This is a genomic window from Ruegeria sp. K5 (assembly GCF_056531805.1).
On the sequence record NZ_JBQFML010000003.1, the window covers coordinates 1 to 19935 of the forward strand.

A 19935-nucleotide genomic window follows, 5' to 3' on the forward strand; every position below is an offset into this window, starting at 1 on the left:
TTACCTGCTCCTGCTGCAGCATGAAGATGGCCGCTATGCGGAGTGGACGCTTGACGATCAAGGCGTGCGTGTGAGCGGCCAGCCGATCACCAACGTCATTGATGTCGAGGTTTTCTACGGCGTTGATCTGGATGGCAGCGGCTTTATTGGTCCCGCGCCAAAAGTTACCCAACAAAAGATGGCCCAACTTGCGCCGATTTCGGACAGTTTGTCAGATGAACCGGAATTCGATTTTGTTCCCTTGGATACGGACCACGCCACTGAGGGCGAAGAATTGCTGGCAAATGGCTTCGATCTTTCCGAGCGGTTGGGCTTGGACGGTACATCGGAGCCGGTGTCGATTGACATAGTTGATAGCGGTGGCGATCTGGGTATCGCGAACATTTTGGAAGATGACGTTTTCCTGCTCTGAAACGATTGGAGCGGTGCCGTCCTGTGGCGTCTCTCCAAAATCTGAAGCAATTGCAGATTTCCGGGTTCAATCACGCAGTTGCCGGCGTTCCAGACCAATTTTTGTCTTTCGACTGAGCCGCGTCAGGGCCAGGTGGAAGTCTGAGCGCTAGGTTGAGTAGGGCTCAGATGACTTCAAAATCCTCTTTCGCCGCTGCATCTCGGATGACGCATATTCGTCATACAGGCTTTGCTGCTCCATATTGACCAGGTTTGCGGGGATATCCAGTTGGGCCAGCGCCTTGGCGATACGCAATCTGATTTCCGACACGTCATCGGCCAGAACACAGTATTTAGTGAGATACCAGGTCAGAAATTTTTTCTGAAAAGCCGGATCAATCGGCGACGGTTTTCCACAAGCTTTCAGCAAACTGTCAAGTTCGGTTACATGTGTCGTGGCCAACGCGAAATCCGATTTCGCGAAGGTGATCACATTGGCCCCTTGCAGCAAAGCCTCGAATAGGACACCGGAGTTTCCTCCAACCACGCAGGACGCCTTGTTTATCAGCCCATGGATCGAACCGTCCGTCAGATAAACGCTTTCGAACTTGCGCTGCAAGTCAGTCAGCATTCTTTCTACGGCACGGGATTTACATGAAGGGTGGCGTTTTATGACCAGAGTCTGGCCAACTTTCTCACAATAATCCGCCAACGCAAACGCGACCTGAGGCGGTTTGATGTGGTTGAGCTCGGCTACGGTATCTTCGACTGTTTGCAGCGGCATGAAGATGAATTGCCCCGGCGGGTGGGACTTGATCTTTGACTGCTTGTACTTTGATGCGTTCCTTTCAGCCTGCGATTTGGCCAGACCCGCTACAAAACGCTCTGCGTCCCTTGACGAAGTCCGCTCAATACGATCCAGGAAGTTTGACGGATGGGTCGCCAATTCCGAGAAGCCGGAATACCCGAGCCTGTCCAAAGTGTAATAAGGTGGAACGTAGCTTTCTTTGAAGCGCAGAACATTTCCCGCCCGGCCAATGGAATGGAAACTGATGACCAATTGACCTGGTTTGTAAAGGCGCGGGCTCTTGTCAGCGCCAAAGGGCAAACGCACGGGCCGCACACGAACAGAGAGATCGCTTAATGCCAACATGACCGAAGAATAGAACAAGCGGTGCCTGTCACCGTCAGACGGATTGGTAAGGTGGCCATCGGACAGTTCCAGAATGACTTCAGCGTCTGTCGGCGACATTATTTTTCCCTCAATTCACCCATGGGATACAACAAACGCCCAACTATCCGGTGCAGTTTATTGTCTTGATTGCGTGCAAACAGGACAGGGTCAGCGTCGAATTGTTCCAGCCGTTCAGGGTGACGCTTCGATTTGAGTACGGGCCGGACAATCGGCCGCCAAGCACGCAAAACTCCAAATGGACCCATAACGTTCCAATCAGGAAAGATCAGGTCAACGATGAGTTTGTCACGCTTTTTCCGCGTCCACTTCTCACGCGCGAACCTTGCAGGGTTTCGCTTGTAAATTGCCTTGGTCTGGGGCGTAAGGCGGTTTTTCCAGACCCGGCGCAAGACCGGAGACAGCAACCAAAGCCGCCAGCCAAATATACCATAGTTGACGAGAATCTTGGATCGACCTACAGCATTCTGCATTGGCTCTGCTTCGAGTTCTTGGACCGGCTTGAAGCGATCATAGGCTTTGGAGACGATCGCAATTTCGTCTTGATACAAAGCGGTTTCGGCCGGTTTGGCCTTGTCGCCGCCAAACAACGTGCCTGTCGATCGTCCAAGCCACAGCTGTGCGATGTTTGCATTCGTCTCCTGACAGGCAGATCTGATCCAGTCTTCGTTGTCAGGGGTCAGCAGCCAAGGTTTTGGCATTGGCAGGTCGCGCGACTTCCTCCAGTTGCTAAGGCCTGTCGTCGCCTCTTCGATGAAGTCCAGATATGCCTCTTTTGTTCGAAATGGTCTTGAGTTGTAGCTTCGGATTAACTCAACATGCGGCCCGGACAGTTGAACGGAATTGGTCTGAGATTTCGATGGCATGGGAAGCCTGGTCAACAGTTCCAAATCTGTCGATTGGGAAAAATCCGTAACAAGATCGTTGTCTATCAACTCGGACTTCTGGAAAAGACGAATGGTTATCTTCTCCCGCTCAATCGTGCTGGCCCAGGCGTTCAACACGTTTCGGTAGTCCAGGAAACGGGCAACCTCGGCGCTTTCCAACCAGTTGGAAATCGGGTCTTCAACTCTGCCGATTGCTCCGCCGGCCACAAACTCGCAATATTGCGCGTTGGCCCATTCGACCTGATCGCGCAGATAGACGATCATCTCAACATCATAGCCAGAGAAGTACTCTGGAATTTTATGCGCGTTCTTTTGTAAGAAATACGCTTCGCTGGAAAGGACAATGGTATGAATGCGCCCTTCCATAAGTTGAAGGCCGCGTTCAATATATTGCAGGAAAAAGCGATCGTCTGACACGATATAAGGCACAACGCCCGCGTGTCCCGCCTGTTTGTGCGGTCTCGACTCCTGCCAGAACAGACCGACTTCGGGATACCACACCCCATTACGCATCAATTCAGGTCGGTTCTGCTCTAACAGGTGTTGAATGTAGGTGCTGCCGGTTTTTGTTGAGCCGATATGAACAACAATCCGGGGCTTGTCGAAAGGTTTGCTGGCCGCTGGCTTGGCAATCGTCACGCGTTCGTTACGCGCGTAGGTATTCAAGGCGGTCTGCAGGTCCCGCTGGGGTGTGGCTGCCTGCGTTTCCTTTAATGTGACCTCGTACAACTTGTCCTGTGGTATCGGCTCTCTGTTGATCACATAGTCCAGTATGTCAGCACGTTCTGCCAAAATACTTGCGGCAATCAATGGATAAGCCGAAGCTCTCGCAAGCGATTTGTTATTATGTACAAACTCCGAGAGGACTTCGTCCGGTGAGATTTGGCAATGCTCAAGGATCTGCTTCACGCTTTTTATGAACGCGTCACGCTTACCCGGCCCTTCAGAAACGGCAAACCGATAGGCTTCACCATCGACCAATTGAGCGAGCAATTGTGACACGTTGTAGCGAAGATGTTCGCGTAGCGGGCTGCTGGCATCGCCCGCACCGGCATCGAGCAGGGTATCGAGCGTGAATTTGAAGTTCTGCAACATTAGCTCGAAGTCTCGAGCGGTACGAACGCGACGGGCCGTAGAGCCAACTCGAATTCGATACGCTGTAGAATCTATGTTGCGCAGGCTGATTTTTTCTGCGTTCACAAGGGCTTTCACAAGAAAAGCTCTCTCTTCCCACTGCGTAGTCCGGAAGTGGATATCGTTCTGCAGCAAGAATTCCCGGCGATACAGCCAGACCCAGAAATGCCTGTTATTCAGAATATTTGGCGTATCCGCGTAAGTCGTTCGATAGACGTCGTCCTCAAAGAAACGTTCGGCTCTGTCCTGCTTCTTTTCAACCAGTTCATCGCCGACAAAAATAGCCTCATAAGCCTTTCGGCCGCGCACCATGTCAAAGTCTTCGGACTTTGCGTGATCGTACAGAGCGCTCAGTGCTTTGGGGTTTGCCAGCCAGTCGTCACCATCGATGAACCAAACGTATTCACCACGCGCGGCCTTGATCGCCTTGTTGCGCGCAAAGCCCTGGCCGACGTTCTTGTCCAGAATAATCGGGCGAATCCTTGCGTCATGCATGGCAAGGCGGTCGATTATCTCCTGGCTCCCGTCGGGCGTACAATCGTTTACCGGGATGATTTCTATGTCGCGCAATGTTTGTTTTTGAACCGAAGCAATGCACTTTTCGATATAGTCTTCAACGCCGTAAACAGGGATTACGACTGAAACTTTCGGCGGTTCTTCGGTCTCGGTTTCGGCGCGCGGCAGATCAAAAGGTCTGTTTTCTTCGATGTATTGGAGAACATCTTCGATCTCGCTCGGCGCAGTGTGTCCAGGCACGTGGTAGATCGTGTACCAAACATAAAAATAGTAAAACACCTCCTCCAGCGAACGTTCCCGCTTGCGATGGGGGATTGTCTTCCGGTCATCGGTCAGACCCCAACCCGCATAAAAAGGCGCTCCGAAACAAACGACCTCCTTGCCGGCAAACAGTGCTTCCAGCCCCATTTGGCTGGTCGCGACATAGACTTTGTCCACCATGTCAAACAAAACAAACGGGTTCACCGGCTCGCGGATTAGGCGCACACGACCAGTGGACGACAAGTGCGAGTAGTAACCGCTTCGGGTCTCTTTTTCCCAAGACGTATCTGGGTGTGTCTTGACCAGAATCTCAGCGTCCGGATTTTCTTTCAACGCCGCGACCAACATCCTTTGGAAGTCATTCTTGCTGGCCTTGCCGAAAATGGTTGAGGCATCCGCGAAGGCTTGGTCACACACCAATACGCGCCGCTTATATGTCTGACTCGTCGGTGGAGCCTGCATGGGCTGCGCGTTGTATTTGCTGATGCGCTGGGATGCTATTCTGTCGATCAGGCTTTTAGCACGGGCGAGTTGCTCGGCTGACAGAGATTCCTCGCTGTTCAGTTTGTGTGTCAAACGGTTTGGGAAATCCGACATATAGTAGTGCGATATGTCGTCATAGACATAACCCAAGCAGGCGTAACGCGGGTCGCCTTCCCGAAAGGAATGAGACCAACTGTGGGTGCTTGCAAGAAAACCTTGCTCAAAGAGAATAAGATCCGCGTCGATTGGTAAAACGTCGTACAGACCCAACAGCCCCTTGTGAGATTTCTGTTCATTCTGAAAAACTGCGCCGGACCCGAAATAGCCCCGTCCCCGATCCGCATTGGGTGCATTGAAAGGCTGGATATTGGCAAACAAGCTTTTAAGGTTGGCGCCGTAGCCATTGTCAAGTGTTCCGTCGGCGTAGCCGAACACGGCCGGATCGTTTCGCAATGATAACACATGCTCACGAATGTCACGCCCGGCCTCATGGCTTGATTTTCGCAGGTCCAGGAATTCCGAAAATCTAACTTTCTTTTGACCAAAGCTCTGTTTCATTTTGGCGTCGCTTTTATTCTTTTTAAACATCGAAACTTTGGCGCTACGTTGTTAGTTCTGAAACTGCCACCAGCAGTTTCGTCTCGAGATTGGCGTTAGCATTTGGCAACCCGCGCTCGCGGGCCTCACAGAACATCTCTTCCCATTCCGCGAAGATCGTCTCTTCGGAATAATAAGTGTCAAAACGCGTCAAAGAGGTGTTGCCCATTGTCTCTCTGAGATCCGGATCAGACATCAAGCTTTTGAAGGCATTGGTCAGATTCTCTGTTGGGCTGTCAGCCGCACACAAAATACCATTTTCGCCAGACGCGATTTGTTCGTTGATGCCGCTGCAGTTTTGGAACCCGATCAGCGGCAGCCCATGCGCCATCGCTTCCAGGCCACAAAGTGGAAATCCTTCAAAGAAAGATGACAGAACGAATGCGTCGGCATCTTTGTAGTACGGATAAGTGTCGTGTGTCTCACCGACAAATTCGACAGACTTGGCGATTTTCAAGGCAGTCGCCTGTTTACTGAGATTTTCACGCTCCGGCCCGTCGCCAACAATTCGAAGAACCCAGTCCTGGTGACGTGGGTAGCTTCTGGCGAATGCTTCGATGATCAGATGAACGTTCTTCCGGGGAACGAGACGTGCGACCGTCAGCAGTACCTTCTTTTTCTTTGACCTGTCCCCAGGTCGCGCGATCTGCGTTGGCTTTTTAACGGTATTTGGGATAACTCGGATCCGTTCCTGCATGAAGTTCGGCAGTGTCGAGCGGAAGTCTTCGGTCAGCAAGTGAACCAGAGTGGCGCCAAAGAAAGCGGTTTGCCGTTCAAAGACTGTATTGGTTCCGATCCAACGCGGATAGCGTGGGTCAATATGCTCGGACAAAACAAGAGGCACACCCGCGCGATGCGCGCATTTCACGTAGCGCTTGAACTCTCGGTTCATATGCAGCCCCACAAGAACGTCAAACGAACGACTGGCAATAGCCAGCATCATCTGGTCGTCTTCGCGCTCATTACTGTCTTCACCGAAGTAATTAAGCTCGATTGTGTCGTCCAGCGGCCATTGCGAGCGTTGTGCCTGGTCGTCAAATGTAAAGATCGTTACGTCATGACCACGTTTCGCCATGGCATTCGCCATCATCTGTCCAACGTTTTCCGTCCCGCCTTTGCCCTTGGTTATGAAGGGGACAAAAAAGCCAATGCGCATCTTCGCGATGGGCGGCGGCGATTTCAGAGTCTTCCGAGATACAGGCACTTGTTCGGGTATTGTATTCCACTTCCAGTTGACTTGAGTCAGCTGTCCTTCGAACCGTTGCTTCGCATCGAAACCTTTCGGGAAACGCCCCGCATCCCGAAGCGTTTCAAGGTCTCCATTTGCCCTGTGCAATGCGCCCTTTGGTAACGGGCCGGGCCCCCGCTGAGCGATTCCGAACAGATTGTAGCCGTGGTGAATGAACCGTCCATCGGACAGATCGAACCCGGCGTCAGCAAGGACATACATCAAGGTGCCGAGGTTCCAGCCCGAGTTGACATGGCCCCCCACGACCTGATGTTTGAATGGCGGCACGGCTATAAAGAGGTGGCCGTCAGGTTTCAGCACACGCCGGATTTCGCCTAGCGCGCGGCCGGTGTCAGAGACATGTTCCAGAACATGAGCACACCAAACGCAATCGAGACTGGACGTGGCGATCGATTGCATGTCGCAAATATCCAGATCGGGCAGCAGTTCAATGCCCTCCGGAAACCCCCCTTGGTCTTCGTCCAAATAAGCTTCCATGTCCATGCCGGATGCCAGAACATCCCAACCTGCACTGAAAAAGCTGCGGGCTGCCAGACCAGATCCAGTACCGATGTCTAATATGCGACCTTTCTGAGGGAAGCTGGTGATCACTTCATCGACCAGGTCTTTTTGGCCTTGGATTGACTTGGTTACGCTGATGTTCATTCGGTTCACTGGCTTGAAAGTCCTTGCGGGAGTTCGTTCGGCGTTTGCCCTAAGCCTAAGGCTCGCCGCTCTAACGATTAAAATTGTCTAACATTTTTGAAAGTGGGTGCAACATCGTATCAACCGAGCTGCTTTGGCGAAAGAGTCAGTTTCGCGAACTAAGTGGGCGTCCGCGACCGAATTCAATGCGCGCGACGTTGCTGTGTCGTGCCAAGAAGCTTACCGCTGCAGGGCACTATCCTGCGCGATCGTGGGTTACTTGCGTGTTTTGGGTTGCGTCAAGGTGCCAATAATTAAGAATAAAATTCTAGCTTCTTCGCGGGGCCTCAAAACAGAGGCCTGTTCGAAAAGAGTTTAGAGAATGGCGGAGGCAAATTTTCCGATGAATGCCGACGGTGGCAAAGGCTATGTGGCCAAGCGTTCGTACGTATAAGCGGGCTGTCGCCTGACCCTGAGGCTCAGGCGACTATCCGTCAGCTAAGCTCATGTAGAAGCGTTTTCCCTGCAGGTATGCGCCTCCGGCGTCATCCTGTCGCCTGATCCCTCAAATACGCCAGAAGATTCACGATGTCTTCGTCCTTTCTGAGGCCCGGAAACTGCATTTTGTTATCCGGAACCACGCCCCTTGGGTCGCGCAGAAAGGCGGATAGGGTCTCGGGTGTCCAGGTGATGCCGGACTCTTGCAAGGCCTCTGAGTATCGGAATCCGTCGACTTGTCCGGCCTTGGCGCCGAAGATTCCGAACAGCGATGGGCCAACGCCGTTGCGCCCTTCTTTCACCTGATGGCAGGCGCTGCATTTGCGAAAAATCTTTTTACCGGCTTTGACGTCGCCGTACAGCGCGACGGCGGCGACCTGAGGCGAGGATACGGGCGCAATGCTGGCCTGTTCGTCATCCAATTGAAAGACAAACCGCGCGGTGACGGGAACGGTGCGGGTGATGCCCGGCAGATCGGCCAGTTCCATCAGCTTGTCGATACCCGCATTCACGCCCGCATCTTCGGTGCTGACGAATACCATGTCGCTTGTTGTCACCAGCACCGAGTTCTCCGTCAGGCGCGCGACAAACAGCTCTGCGTCAAATTCGACATCTGTTCCGACCAGCGACAGGGCGGCTTGGCTTTCCAGCGTGGTGGTTTGGCCAACCTCCAATGCGGTCAGGTTCTCCATATCGATCTTGGCGGTCAGGGTTGCGGTGCCTGCTTTGCGAAAGACGTATTCGATCATCCTTTCGTTGCGGATATCGATGTTTGTCTCGACCGAGGACAGGTCGATCTCGACCTCGACCTGCCCATCCGGGCTGACCTGACCGCTAAGCGAGGTGAAGCTGTTGACCTCGCCCACCGTGTCTTTCTTGATGCTTCCATATGCAAGATGAGAGCTTTCGGGCACCAATGTCCAACTTGCCGCAAAGGCCGGGCCTGCAACAATTGCCGACGCAAACGTGACTGCCTGTATGAGATGTTTCATTTCATTCCTCCTCGGGTTATGCCAGTCCTGAGCACGCGGGCCCGGTCCGTGGAGGAGAAACACACACAGGTCGCATTTTATTCGATGGCTGGTGAAATGAGCTCGGAACAGGCGGTGCGGACCGCCGTGCAGACGCATTCCAAACGTGTCTGGCGCTTTGCGCTGGCGTTGTCGGGCGCGTCGGATGTGGCGGATGATCTGGTGCAGGCCACATGTCTGCGCGCGCTGGAACGCCACCATCAGGTGACATCGCAGGATCGGCTGGATTCCTGGCTGATGACAATCTGCCGCTCGATCTGGTTGAATGAGGTGCGCTCGCGCGCGGTGCGACGGGCGCAGGCGTTGTCGGTGACGCCCGAGGCGGAGCTTGTTGCGACCGGCCCCGATTCAGAAACGAATATTTTCGCCGCTGAAGTGTTTACACAAGTGATGCAGCTGCCAGAGGCGCAGCGCGAGACGGTGATGCTTGTGTTCGTCGAAGGATACAGCTACCGCGAAGCCGCCGCGTTGCTGGACGTTCCCATCGGCACGATCATGAGCCGGTTGTCCAGCGCCCGGCAGAAATTGAAGACCGTAATGCAACATGATGCGGCAGGCACCGCGCAACGGAGTGGCAAATGACGTTTTCCGACGAGACGCTGCAGGCGTATCTGGAAGGCACACTGGACGAGGCGCAGTCTCGGGCCATCGAAGCCGCGGTTGAGCAGGACGCCGCGCTGGAAGGCCGCCTGATGGCGCTTGATCCGTTTGCGCCCGTCGTGCAGCAGGTGTTCGAGGGCCTGCCCGCCGTTGCCCCGGAGATTGACCTGCCTGCGCCCTCTGCCCCTGAACGGTCGGGCGGTGTGGTGCGGTTGTGTGCCGTGGCCGCATCCGCCGCAATTGCTGCCTTTGCAGTAACCTTCTGGGCCACGCGCCCGGCCGAGTTGGGTTGGGCGCAGCAGGCGGCGATCTACCAGTCGTTATATGTGCCGGAAACCATCGCCGGGCTGGATGTCTCGCCTGCCACGCTGGATGCGCAGATCGCTGAGGCCGAAGAGACGTTGGGCCGGTCTTTGAACCGAGAAACGCTGGAGTCCCTGCCGGGGCTCGAGTTGAAGCGGGCACAGATCCTCTCGTTCAAGGGCAAGCCGCTGGTTCAGATCGTGTTCGCGGATGAGCAGGGCCAGCCGCTGGCCTTCTGCGTGATCCGGCAGGGTCCGGCTGCCCCCGCCAAGGACGTCAAGCAGGCGGTGCTAAGCGGTCTGGCCACCGCGACATGGGCGCAGGGCGGGTATGGCTATATGCTGCTGGGCAGCGATCCCCAGACGGACCTGAGCGGTGAGTTGGGCGTGCTGACCCAGACATTTGCGGGTTAAAGCGCTTTGCGTTTAACTTGAATCGGAATGCGCTTCCTCTCCCTTTGGTCGAACGCGCATTCCGATGAATGTACCTCAGACAAAACGCAAAACGCTGTAGAAGAAACCCCTTGTGAACCGTCCAAAATGCCCAAAGAATGCGGGCATGAAGTCGAAACATGTCATACCTGCGCCTGAGGATGAGGCCGAAGACGCCACACCGCGCAGCATCTATGACACCGACCCCCCGGATGACGATGATCTGTGGTTCCTGCCGCCCGAAGAGGATGAACCACGCGACGATTTCCTGCCCCCCGGTCCTCGCGCAGATACGCGGGTTTTGTTTGATCCGCGCGATTGGCGCAGAGCGCAATCAGAACTGTCCGCCGAACTGGCAGATCTGGCTGTCACCTTTGGGGCCTTGGACGAGCGCTTGCGGGCCGGACCCGAGGGGTGGACCCATCGTCTTGCGCTGATGGATGTATCCGATCTTGGCTGGTGGACCGGGGATCGCATCAGCGTCGACCGGCTGGCCCTGTGGACGGGTCTGCGGATCGGCGCGACCAGTGATGATGTACAGGCGCTGTTCCGGGCAGGTTGGGCCGTGCGGCGTCTTACATCTGGCGCGGCGCCCTCGGCGCACGGCTGGGAGACCGGACTGGCCGCATTTCTCGACCGAATGGCGCAGGGGATCGAAGAGGTGCCCGAAGCCGTTGCCGATCTGGCCGAGGTTATGCGAAACGCTGAAGGGCTGCACCCGGTCACGCAGGCGGCCATCGCGTTTCACGCCTGGCGCGCACTATCCGAAGGAATTGGTCAGGATACCGAGGCCGCGATTATTGCTGCGCGTCACGCCGCCTCGATGGGGCGGGGCGGGGCGCTGTTCATGCCGCTGGCGCTGTCCGGGCCGGGGGCTTTGCGCGGGGTTGGCGAGCCCGAAGAAAAACTTTCGGCGTGGATCACCGGGGCAGGGCAGGCGGCGCTGGCGGCCCTGTTGCATCTGGATCGCGTCAGCGCCTGGGAGGTGCGTGCCCGTGAAGCCACGCAGGACCTGTCCGGACGCACGCCGCCGGTGTTGATCGATGTGCTGACCGCCTGGCCGATGGTGTCGGCCCCGCTGGCCGAGGAGCTCACCAAAGCCTCGCGCGCGGCGGTTCAGCGCAATATCGACCGCTTCATGCGGCGCGGCCTGATCCGCGAGGTCACAGGGCAGGGACGTTACCGCGTCTGGACGGCAGCGCTGTAGTCCAACAGCCACTCGCGAAACACACGGGCCGGAGGTCGCAGGTCGGTGCGGGACGGGTAGATCAGGTGATAGGCCTCTTGCCCGGCGACCTGAGCGTCGGGAAGGCAGGGCACCAGCCCCGAAACCTGCATGATCCGATCCGATGCGGGCGCGCGGGCCAGCGCAATTCCGGTACCGCTGGCCGACAACTCGGCAGCCATGATCGAATTGTCAGCAAAAAAGAACCGGGCCTGCCCGGCGGGTAAACGCATGGTTTCGAACCAATGCGGCCAGCTTACGCGATGGGTCGAGACCTCGATCAAAGTGAACTGAAACAGATCCTGGGGGGTTCGAATCCGGGCGGCAATCTCTGGCGGCGCGACGGGGTACAAAACCTCGCGCAGCAGTTCATCGCCTTCATTGCCGAACAGGGCGGGGTTGCCGAAGACGATTTGCAGATCCGTGAACCGGTTGACGAAGTCCGACGCAATATTCCCGGTGGCCAGCGACAGGTTGATCTGCGGTTGCGCGGCCTGAAACGCAGGCACGCCTTTGGCCAGAATCCCATGGGCGAACAGCAAAATGGATTGTAAATAAAGCCGCTGCTCGCGGGTTTCTCCGAACAGGCCCGAGGTCGCGGTTTCCAGCATCAGAAGGGATTGCTGAACCGATGGCAGATAGGCCCGCCCGGCTTCGGTCAGCGTAACCGCATGGGCGTGACGGTGGAACAAAGGCGTGCCCAGTCGGGTTTCCAGCGCTTTGACCTGCTGGCTGACGGCAGCGGCGGACATGTTCAACTGCGCGGCGGCCCGCGCAAAGCTTTCGGTTCGCGCCGCAGCTTCGAACACGCGCAACCAGTTGAGAGAGGGAATGCGGCGAGACATGGGCGCAGGCTAAGTCAAGCTTAGCCTGACAGGCAAGAGGTTCAGTTATGGAATGCTGAAAAGCCGGGATAGGCTGAACGCGCAAAGCGAACAGGTGACCGGATGTCTATGAATACCACTTTGACCCAAGAACAGGCCGACCAGTATTGGCAGGACGGATTTCTGTTTCCTCTTTCCGTCTTTTCCAAACACGAAGCCGCCGGGTATCGGGCGGAACTGGAGCAGATCGAGCGTGACTGGCTGGCCGCAGATCTGCCATTGCCGCTGAACACCTACAAGCGGATCAACGCACATCTGGTCGTTCCGCTTGCCGCGCAGATTGCGCAGGACCCGCGCGTTCTGGATGTGGTCGAAGGCGTTCTTGGCCCCGATATTCTGATATGGTCGGCCGAGTTCTTCATCAAAGAGCCGAATACCAAACACACGGTTGGTATGCATCAGGATCTGACCTATTGGGGCATGGGTGAGACGCCCGATCAGGTCACGGCCTGGATTGCGCTGTCACCGGCGACGGTTGAAAGCGGGTGCATGGATTTCGTGCGTTCCAGCCACAAAAACCCGATCCTGCCGCATACGGATACCTATTCGGACACCAACCTTTTGTCCCGTGGTCAGGAGGTAGCCGTAGACGTTGCAGACAGTGACAAAACCCATGTCGAGCTTGCGCCCGGTCAGATGTCGCTCCATCACGGGTTGACGATCCATGGGTCTGGGCCGAACCAGTCCGAGGATCGGCGGATCGGCCTGGCGATCCGTTACCTCAGCCCCGGCGCCCGGCAATTGGTGGCCGACAAAGACTATGCGCTGCTGGCACGAGGGTCTGATGCCCACAGCAATTTCATCCCGGTTCAGCCGCCGACCGAATTGTTCTCATCCGAGTCTCTGGCGATCTATGAACAAGTGCGCCGCGATCAGAGCAAGGCATTGACCGACGGGGCCAGCAACTCGGTTCCGCTGTACGCTGCGAAGTGAGGGCGAGTTCATCGGGCGCTCAGCGCCCGACCCCCACATAAGTTTCAAAGCCGGATTTCAGCACTTTGCTTTCAGAATAGATGTTGCGTAGATCGACCATCCGGGGCGTGTTCATCGCCTCGGCCAGATCGTTCAGGTTCAGCGCGCGGAACTCGTTCCATTCGGTCAGCAGAACCACGACGTCGGCCCCTTTTGCGGCGGCATAGGGATCCTCGCACCAGTCAACACCGGGCAACAGGGCCTCACCTTCGGATTTGCCTTGCGGGTCGACCACGCGCACCTTGGCCCCGCCGCCGATCAGGGCCGGGACAATGGTCAGCGATGGTGCATCGCGCATGTCATCGGTGTTGGGCTTGAAGGTGACGCCCAGCATCGCAACGGTTTTGCCGTTGAAACTGTCATTGCAGGCCTCGCGGATTTTCTCGATCATCCGCTTCTTCACCTCATCATTCACGCGTATGACGGTTTCGGTGATCTGCATGGGATGGGCGTGTTCCTGTCCGATCCGCGCCAGCGCGGCGGTGTCTTTCGGGAAACACGAGCCGCCATAGCCCGGCCCTGCATGCAGGAACTTGTTGCCGATACGCCCGTCCAGACCGATGCCGCGCGCGACCTCTTTCACATCGCCGCCCACCCGTTCGCACAGGCCCGCGATTTCGTTGATAAAGGTGATCTTGGTCGCCAGAAATGCGTTGGAGGCATATTTGATCATCTCGGCGCTTTCCAGATCGGTGGTCAGGATAGGGAAGTCGCGCAGATAGAGCGGGCGGTAGATCTCGGCCATCACCTCGGCGGCGCGATCGCTTTCAACGCCAACCACCACACGATCGGGGCGCATGAAATCGTCAATCGCCGCGCCTTCGCGCAAGAATTCCGGGTTCGAGGCGACATCGAAATCCGCATCCGGATTGGCGGCAGAGACAACCGAATGCAACTTGCGGTTGGTGCCCACGGGCACTGTCGATTTGGTGACGATGACGGTATAGCCGGTGACGGCCTGAGCAATCTCTTCCGCGGCCGCCATTACATAGGTCAGGTCTGCGTGGCCATCGCCGCGGCGCGTCGGCGTGCCGACCGCGATGAAAACTGCATCCGCGCCGTCCACGGCTGCGGCCAGATCGGTGGTGAAACTCAGCCGTCCTGCGGCCACGTTCTTGGCCATCAGCACATCAAGGCCGGGTTCATAAATCGGAACGTCTCCGGCCCGCAGCATCTCAATCTTTGCTTCTGCCTTGTCGACACAAATCACGTCATGGCCAAAATCCGAGAAACACACCCCCGACACCAGGCCCACATAGCCGGTGCCGATCATCGCAATACGCATTCTAAAAAATCCTTCTCACCAATTACCGCCTGCGGCGCGGATACCATCAAAGAAACTGCGCCCAGTTTCAATGCCTGACAGGGGCTTTGACCGGCATTCGACAGTTTCTTGCTGTTCTGACGGTGTGATTTGGTGCAGAGGATTCAATCTCTGGGCGCGCAGAGAACGGGTTGAGGCAAATCCACTCAACCCGTTCAGTCTGCGCCGGGTAACGAAAGGGCGTTACGTCAGAACCAGCGCCCGACAGCGATGGCAGTTGGTGACACGGTTGCGCTGTCCGAGGTTGCGGACAGCACCTTGTAGGCTGCTTGTGAACCGGATGGGGTATCGAAGCCCACGAACCGCGCCAAAGCGCCGCCGTCGCCGCTAATTGCGGGTGTGTCCGCGAAGGTTGCAGGGAAGGCCCATGTCGCGGTGGCGCTGGCAAACAGCGCACCCTCGACATTTGTGCAATCGGTCGCGGGCAATGTGGCGGTGCAGATTTGGGTCCCGTCGGCAAAGCGCACATAGTCCCCGGTTGCGCTGCTGCCGCGTTCGATCACTGCGCCGGTCGGGGTGCCTGCCGCTTCTGACACTGTGCCCAGCAGGTTGCCCGGCCCATAGCCGTAATCCGCGCGCATCAGGCGACCCGAGGTTGTGTCATCGGGGCTGCTCTGGACCGCCGACCCAGCTGCGTGGCCGGTGGCGGGATCAAAGCTCAGCGCTTCGGTCCATGTCCCGCCATCCGGGGACACTTTGATCGAAAAGCCAGTGCTGCCGGACAGCCCCATCTCTGCATGGCCCGTCCAATTGGACTGGAACAGCAGGGATGCGGTCTCGGACGCGCCGGATTTGTTGATCTTTAGCTGGTGACCGCCGCCATCATGGCTCAGCAACGTGGCCGGGCTGCGAACAGACAATCGGTTGGTGCTGTCATAACTGGTGGCGACACCCAGACCGTCCAGATTTTGCGTCGCAATCGGAGGAGTAACCCACGCGTTGCCATCCCAAATCTTCGATTGCGCGCTGGCCAGATCCCAAGCGCGCCATCCCGGTTGAGGAGAGACAAAACGCCAGGCGTTGTCCAGCCATGCGGCCAGTTCACCGCCATGCCCCGACCAGTCCCCGCCGGGTGTCGCACCCAAAGCGTGGATTTCACCCTGCTCGGGTGCGGGTGGTGGCGTGGTTGCGTCGACAGTTGCGACGGTTAACTGAACAACCAGATCCAGCTCGCGCAGCGCCTCGTTATGGGTGACATGTTTCTGCGCCTGAGACGGTTGCAGGAAAGGCAGGTTCAATCGGGGTGAGTTCTGAGACACGGGGCGCGTCCTCCTGTAGCTGTCGGTCCGACGTTTCTGTTGCGCGCCACCCTGCCGCGAGGCGCGTGAATCCCGTCTGACCGGGCCGAACGCCCGATTTACCTGCCGCTAATAGGTGGTTTCCAATTTGGGGACAAACCTTGACTGAGCGCTGATCTGTTCAGGCATTCGCCAAGGGTGTTCTGGGTGGGTGATTCTGTGAACCCAACTTTCAGACGCAGTTAGCTGCGCGCGTAGATATCTTCGTACCGGATGATGTCATCCTCACCCAGATAGCTGCCGGTCTGAACCTCAATCAATACCATCGGAACCTTGCCGGGGTTTTCCATCCTGTGAACCGCGCCCAACGGGATGTAGACCGACTGGTTTTCCGACACCAGGCGGACCTCATCGTCAATTGTGACTTTGGCCGTGCCCTTGACGACGATCCAGTGTTCGGACCGGTGGTGATGGGATTGCAGGCTCAGCGCTGCGCCGGGATTGACGTGGATGCGTTTGACCTGAAACCGGTCATCGACCACAAGGCTTTCAAACCACCCCCACGGGCGGTGATCGACGGGCAGGGATTCCGCCTGACTGGCGCCCTTGGCCTTCAAAGCGGTGACCGCCTGTTTGACGTCCTGAGCCCGGTCCATGCTGGCGACGAGAACCGCATCGGGCATGGCGACGGTGATAATGTTTTCAAGACCCATTGCCACCACTTCTTGCGCCGGGGATTCCGAGCGGATCAAGACGTTGTGGCAGTTGATGGTCGTGACTTCTCCGGTCGTGGCAACACCGTCTGTGTCGGGGTGGCTCAATTCGTGCACGGCGGTCCAGCTTCCCACATCGGACCAGCCGGCGGCATAGGGAACAACGCTGAGGTTTTGGGCCTTTTCCATCACCGCATAGTCGATCGAAATGTCGTCAGCCTGCGCCCATTCCCCGGCATCCAGCCGCAGAAAGCCCAGATCGGTTTTTGCCTGATCGACAGCTTGTTTGACGGGGGCGATCAATCCCGGTGCGTGTTCTTCGAACGCAGCAACGATGTCGCGCACGGCGAACAGGAAAATCCCTGAATTCCACAGATAGCTGCCGTCGGCCAGCATGGCCTTGGCATTGTCCAAATCCGGCTTTTCTACAAACCGATCCAGCGGCACGGCCGCGCCGGATGTGTCAGGCGTCTGGCTCAGCTTCAAATAGCCATAACCGGTTTCAGGCCGGTCCGGAGTAATACCGAATGTCACCAGATCCCCGCGGTCAGAAATCGCGTTCACGCCTTGCGCCACGGCGGCATGAAAGGCGGATTTGTCTGGGACCACGTGATCAGACGGAGCGACAAGCATGATCGCGTCCGGATCGCTGTTGGCCAGATACAACGCAGCCGCCAGAACCGCAGGCGCAGTGTTGCGCCCCTCGGGTTCGATCAGGATCGGGCCGGGGTCGATGCCAACGGCCCCCAACTGCTCGGGCACTACAAAGCGGAAGGCTTCGTTGGTCAGAATCAAGGGCTTGGCATACGGTGCGCCGTCCGTCCCGCGCATCCGCTGGGCGCAATCCTGCAGCAGGCTCGTCTCACCCACCAGCGGCACGAACTGCTTGGGGTAGCTTTTGCGCGACAGGGGCCACAGCCGGGTGCCTGACCCACCGCACAGAATGACGGGATAGACAGTATTCATGATGCGCACGCCTTTGAACTGCAAGTACCCGACGGTATCGCCTTAATTGCAGTCAAGGGAAAGGGCCTGTGATTATTGGGCCGCCTTCCCCGTGGCAACGATGTCATTCAGATACTGGCTCAGATCGCCGCGCAGATCGTCGCGGGCCAGCGCAAACGCCACTGTGGCCTGCAAAAACCCGGCTTTCGAGCCGCAATCGAAACGCTGCCCGTCGAACTTGTAGCCAAAGACCGGAACGCCGTTGCGGATGTCTTCCGCGATCGCATCGGTCAGTTGAATCTCGCCACCGCTGCCGGATTTCATCGAATTCAGGTTATAGAGGACCGACGGGCCAAGCACATAGCGCCCGATCACGGCAAGGTTCGAAGGTGCCTCATCCGGTTTGGGTTTCTCAACCATACCCCGCGTGCGCACAACGGTGCCCACATTGTCGCCCACATCCAGAACCCCATACGAGCTTGTTTGTTCATGCGGAACTTCCATCGCGGCGACCATGTTGCCGCCTGTTTCCTCATAGGCTTCGATCATCTGCTGCAAACACGGTTTGTCGGCGGCGATGACGTCGTCGGGCAGCATCACGGCAAAAGGCTCATCCCCAATCAGACGCCGCGCGCACCAGACCGCGTGGCCCAGCCCCAACGCCTTGTGCTGACGGATATAGGCAATCGCGCCGCTTTCCATGTTGGTGGCGTTCAGCGTTTCCAGCAGATCGTGTTTGCCTTTGGCCTCTAACGCCTGTTCCAGCACCAGATTGTGGTCAAAATAATCCTCAAGCGCCGACTTCCCGCGCGAGGTTACAAAGATGAATTCCTTAATCCCGGCAGCGCGCGCTTCGTCGATGGCATATTGCACCAGCGGACGGTCAACCAGGGTCATGATTTCCTTTGGAACCGATTTCGTTGCTGGCAGAAATCGGGTGCCCAGCCCGGCTACGGGAAAAATCGCTTTGGTGACCTTACGTGTCATAGTGCCTCTCAATTCGTAATTCGGCCGGAAGGTCGCAGCGCGTCCGGCATTTCCTCATAGGCTGCGAAACCAGATCAATCAATGATGCCCGTCCTTGTGGGCGTGAATAGGATAAATCGTGCCATTTGGAAGGGTCAGAGTCAAAATCCAATCGTTAACGTGAAGGATTTGTCATCCGGAGTTTACCCATTGTGCATTGCATATGCCCCGATCAGTTTTTCAGGCTGGCTTTCATGCGCTGTTCCGGAAAACAAGTCGCGCTTTGGCCTGTCGCCTCTTGCCAGCGTCCGATTGATCGGCGGGTTTTGAACCCCGGCAGCCCATCCGCCCCGCCGACGTCATGGCCTTGCGCTTCGAGCGCGCGTTGCATCGCCGCAATGTCCGAGCGGTAGAGGCCGCCAACCTTCCCCCAGCGGCCAGAGAAATCGCCGACGCCAAACTGGATCCGGTCCCCGACATGGCCGACAAACAGGGCATAGAGGTCGCTTTTGTTGTACTCTTTCAGCACGTAGAAATTCGGCGTCACCACAAAGGCAGGTCCGTTGCGCCCGGCGGGCATCATCAGATAGCCTTCACCCGCCAGTTCATGGGCCGGGAAGGGCTTGCCCGAGACGCGCGTGATGCCCATTGCCGCCCAATCGCGAATGGGCCGCCCCTGATCCGGCCCTTCCAGCGCGCAGGACACTGTGTTGGGCACCGTCACCTCGAACCCCCAGTCTCGACCAGTGACCCAGCCATGCCGGGCCAGATAATTCGCAATCGAGGCCAGCGTGTCATCGGCAGAACCCCAGATATCCGCCCGCCCGTCGCCATTTCCGTCGGCGGCATAGGTCAGAAAGCTGGATGGCATGAATTGCGGCTGCCCCAACGCCCCGGCCCACGAGCTTTTCATGTCCCGAACATGCCCGGCTTCGGCAATCTGCAGCGCGGCGATCAATTCGCCGGTGAAATAGTCCGCCCGTGTGCTCATGAACCCTTTGGTGGCCAGCACCTGAAAGGCGTCATGTCGGATCGGGACCTGTCCATATCCGCTTTCCCGGCCCCAGATGGCCAGAAGGATGCGCGCGGGCACACCGGTCTGCGCCTCAACCCGCGCAAGGGTTGCGGCATGACGTTTTGCCATTTGCCGCCCGACGGACGTTGCCCCCAGAACCGAGCCCGCGTTGAAATACCGCCCGGGCGAGCCGAACTCGGCCTGCTTCTGCTTCTTTGGCGTCTTCGGCTTGCTTCCGGGCGGGACAAGATCGGGCAAGTCCCAGTTCAGAGTAACCCCTGAAAACGCGCGGTTCATAGTGTCACGAGAGACACCCTTGGCACGGGCCTGCGGCCAGATCGTTTTGTTCAGCCAGGATTGAAATTGCCGCTCAACCGATGCGCGATCCTGCGCATTGGCGCTGCTGGCCGCAAAGACCAACAGAAGGATGGAAAGAAATGCACGCATCGGATGTTTG

The 19935-nt window shown here is 57.3% G+C and carries 15 protein-coding genes; 5 read left to right on the forward strand and 10 right to left on the reverse strand.

Going from position 1 to position 19935, the window contains the following annotated elements; all coding sequences use genetic code 11:
• The coding region (locus ACR0MO_RS11315) for a hypothetical protein (RefSeq protein WP_480891271.1) at positions 1–412 on the forward strand (412 nt) is incomplete at its 5' end.
• A gap of 147 nt (positions 413–559) precedes the next feature.
• Here ACR0MO_RS11315 and ACR0MO_RS11320 read toward each other — a convergent pair.
• The 4 genes from ACR0MO_RS11320 to ACR0MO_RS11335 form a co-directional block, all read right to left on the reverse strand.
• Positions 560–1642 (reverse strand): capsular polysaccharide export protein, LipB/KpsS family, encoded by a 1083-nt coding sequence (locus tag ACR0MO_RS11320; protein ID WP_170622101.1) that lies wholly within the window; start codon positions 1640–1642, stop codon positions 560–562.
• Positions 1642–5421: a capsular polysaccharide export protein, LipB/KpsS family gene (locus tag ACR0MO_RS11325; protein ID WP_480891275.1), complete on the reverse strand. Its 3780-nt coding sequence runs from the start codon at positions 5419–5421 to the stop codon at positions 1642–1644. The genes ACR0MO_RS11320 and ACR0MO_RS11325 overlap by 1 nt, the downstream gene beginning before the upstream one ends.
• A 43-nt stretch (positions 5422–5464) precedes the next feature.
• Positions 5465–7354 carry a glycosyltransferase gene (locus tag ACR0MO_RS11330; protein ID WP_480891277.1) on the reverse strand — a complete coding sequence of 630 codons (1890 nt, stop codon included), beginning with the start codon at positions 7352–7354 and terminating at the stop codon, positions 5465–5467.
• Positions 7355–7878: 524 nt separating this feature from the next.
• The gene (locus ACR0MO_RS11335; protein WP_480891279.1) at positions 7879–8823 is read right to left on the reverse strand and encodes a c-type cytochrome; all 945 of its coding nucleotides are present in this window, start codon (positions 8821–8823) and stop codon (positions 7879–7881) included.
• Between the two features lie 84 nt (positions 8824–8907).
• Here ACR0MO_RS11335 and ACR0MO_RS11340 point away from each other — a divergent pair, with 84 nt between their 5' ends.
• The 3 genes from ACR0MO_RS11340 (at position 8908) to ACR0MO_RS11350 (ending at position 11403) form a co-directional block, all read left to right on the forward strand.
• Positions 8908–9444, forward strand: a complete 537-nt coding sequence (locus tag ACR0MO_RS11340; protein ID WP_170453711.1) for an RNA polymerase sigma factor — start codon at positions 8908–8910, stop codon at positions 9442–9444.
• Positions 9441–10178: an anti-sigma factor gene (locus ACR0MO_RS11345; protein WP_480874011.1), complete on the forward strand. Its 738-nt coding sequence runs from the start codon at positions 9441–9443 to the stop codon at positions 10176–10178. Before ACR0MO_RS11340 ends, ACR0MO_RS11345 begins: the two co-directional genes overlap by 4 nt.
• 145 nt (positions 10179–10323) lie before the next feature.
• Positions 10324–11403, forward strand: a complete 1080-nt coding sequence (locus tag ACR0MO_RS11350; RefSeq protein ID WP_480626745.1) for a helix-turn-helix domain-containing protein — start codon at positions 10324–10326, stop codon at positions 11401–11403.
• Here the strand turns inward: ACR0MO_RS11350 and ACR0MO_RS11355 are convergent.
• Complete coding sequence (locus ACR0MO_RS11355; RefSeq protein WP_480891282.1) at positions 11376–12266, reverse strand: LysR family transcriptional regulator; 891 nt, start codon at positions 12264–12266, stop codon at positions 11376–11378. The two genes, ACR0MO_RS11350 and ACR0MO_RS11355, sit on opposite strands and share 28 nt — an antisense overlap.
• A gap of 108 nt (positions 12267–12374) precedes the next feature.
• On the opposite strand from ACR0MO_RS11355, the gene ACR0MO_RS11360 reads away from it, so the two are divergent.
• On the forward strand, positions 12375–13238 hold the full coding sequence (locus ACR0MO_RS11360; protein WP_480891285.1) for a phytanoyl-CoA dioxygenase family protein: 864 nt from the start codon (positions 12375–12377) through the stop codon (positions 13236–13238).
• Positions 13239–13257: 19 nt separating this feature from the next.
• On the opposite strand, the gene ACR0MO_RS11365 is transcribed toward ACR0MO_RS11360, so the two are convergent.
• From ACR0MO_RS11365 to ACR0MO_RS11385, 5 genes are all read right to left on the reverse strand, one after another.
• On the reverse strand, positions 13258–14562 hold the full coding sequence (locus ACR0MO_RS11365) for a UDP-glucose dehydrogenase family protein (RefSeq protein WP_480891288.1): 1305 nt from the start codon (positions 14560–14562) through the stop codon (positions 13258–13260).
• Between the two features lie 227 nt (positions 14563–14789).
• On the reverse strand, positions 14790–15860 hold the full coding sequence (locus tag ACR0MO_RS11370; protein WP_480781153.1) for a DUF2793 domain-containing protein: 1071 nt from the start codon (positions 15858–15860) through the stop codon (positions 14790–14792).
• Positions 15861–16081: 221 nt separating this feature from the next.
• Positions 16082–17518: a mannose-1-phosphate guanylyltransferase/mannose-6-phosphate isomerase gene (locus ACR0MO_RS11375; protein ID WP_480891291.1), complete on the reverse strand. Its 1437-nt coding sequence runs from the start codon at positions 17516–17518 to the stop codon at positions 16082–16084.
• A gap of 72 nt (positions 17519–17590) precedes the next feature.
• Positions 17591–18484, reverse strand: a complete 894-nt coding sequence (gene galU / locus ACR0MO_RS11380) for a UTP--glucose-1-phosphate uridylyltransferase GalU (RefSeq protein ID WP_170453719.1) — start codon at positions 18482–18484, stop codon at positions 17591–17593.
• A gap of 211 nt (positions 18485–18695) precedes the next feature.
• Positions 18696–19925 (reverse strand): lytic murein transglycosylase, encoded by a 1230-nt coding sequence (locus tag ACR0MO_RS11385; protein WP_480891293.1) that lies wholly within the window; start codon positions 19923–19925, stop codon positions 18696–18698.
• Positions 19926–19935 lie beyond the last annotated feature (10 nt).

Bases quoted from the DNA above. Each gene is read 5' to 3' on its own strand.
- ACR0MO_RS11320 (WP_170622101.1), bottom strand. From the start codon at position 1,642: ATGTCGCCGACAGACGCTGAAGTCATTCTGGAACTGTCCGATGGCCAC.
- ACR0MO_RS11325 (WP_480891275.1), bottom strand. From the start codon at position 5,421: ATGAAACAGAGCTTTGGTCAAAAGAAAGTTAGATTTTCGGAATTCCTG.
- ACR0MO_RS11330 (WP_480891277.1), bottom strand. From the start codon at position 7,354: ATGAACATCAGCGTAACCAAGTCAATCCAAGGCCAAAAAGACCTGGTC.
- ACR0MO_RS11335 (WP_480891279.1), bottom strand. From the start codon at position 8,823: ATGAAACATCTCATACAGGCAGTCACGTTTGCGTCGGCAATTGTTGCA.
- ACR0MO_RS11340 (WP_170453711.1), top strand. From the start codon at position 8,908: ATGGCTGGTGAAATGAGCTCGGAACAGGCGGTGCGGACCGCCGTGCAG.
- ACR0MO_RS11345 (WP_480874011.1), top strand. From the start codon at position 9,441: ATGACGTTTTCCGACGAGACGCTGCAGGCGTATCTGGAAGGCACACTG.
- ACR0MO_RS11350 (WP_480626745.1), top strand. From the start codon at position 10,324: ATGAAGTCGAAACATGTCATACCTGCGCCTGAGGATGAGGCCGAAGAC.
- ACR0MO_RS11355 (WP_480891282.1), bottom strand. From the start codon at position 12,266: ATGTCTCGCCGCATTCCCTCTCTCAACTGGTTGCGCGTGTTCGAAGCT.
- ACR0MO_RS11360 (WP_480891285.1), top strand. From the start codon at position 12,375: ATGAATACCACTTTGACCCAAGAACAGGCCGACCAGTATTGGCAGGAC.
- ACR0MO_RS11365 (WP_480891288.1), bottom strand. From the start codon at position 14,562: ATGCGTATTGCGATGATCGGCACCGGCTATGTGGGCCTGGTGTCGGGG.
- ACR0MO_RS11375 (WP_480891291.1), bottom strand. From the start codon at position 17,518: ATGAATACTGTCTATCCCGTCATTCTGTGCGGTGGGTCAGGCACCCGG.
- galU (WP_170453719.1), bottom strand. From the start codon at position 18,484: ATGACACGTAAGGTCACCAAAGCGATTTTTCCCGTAGCCGGGCTGGGC.
- ACR0MO_RS11385 (WP_480891293.1), bottom strand. From the start codon at position 19,925: ATGCGTGCATTTCTTTCCATCCTTCTGTTGGTCTTTGCGGCCAGCAGC.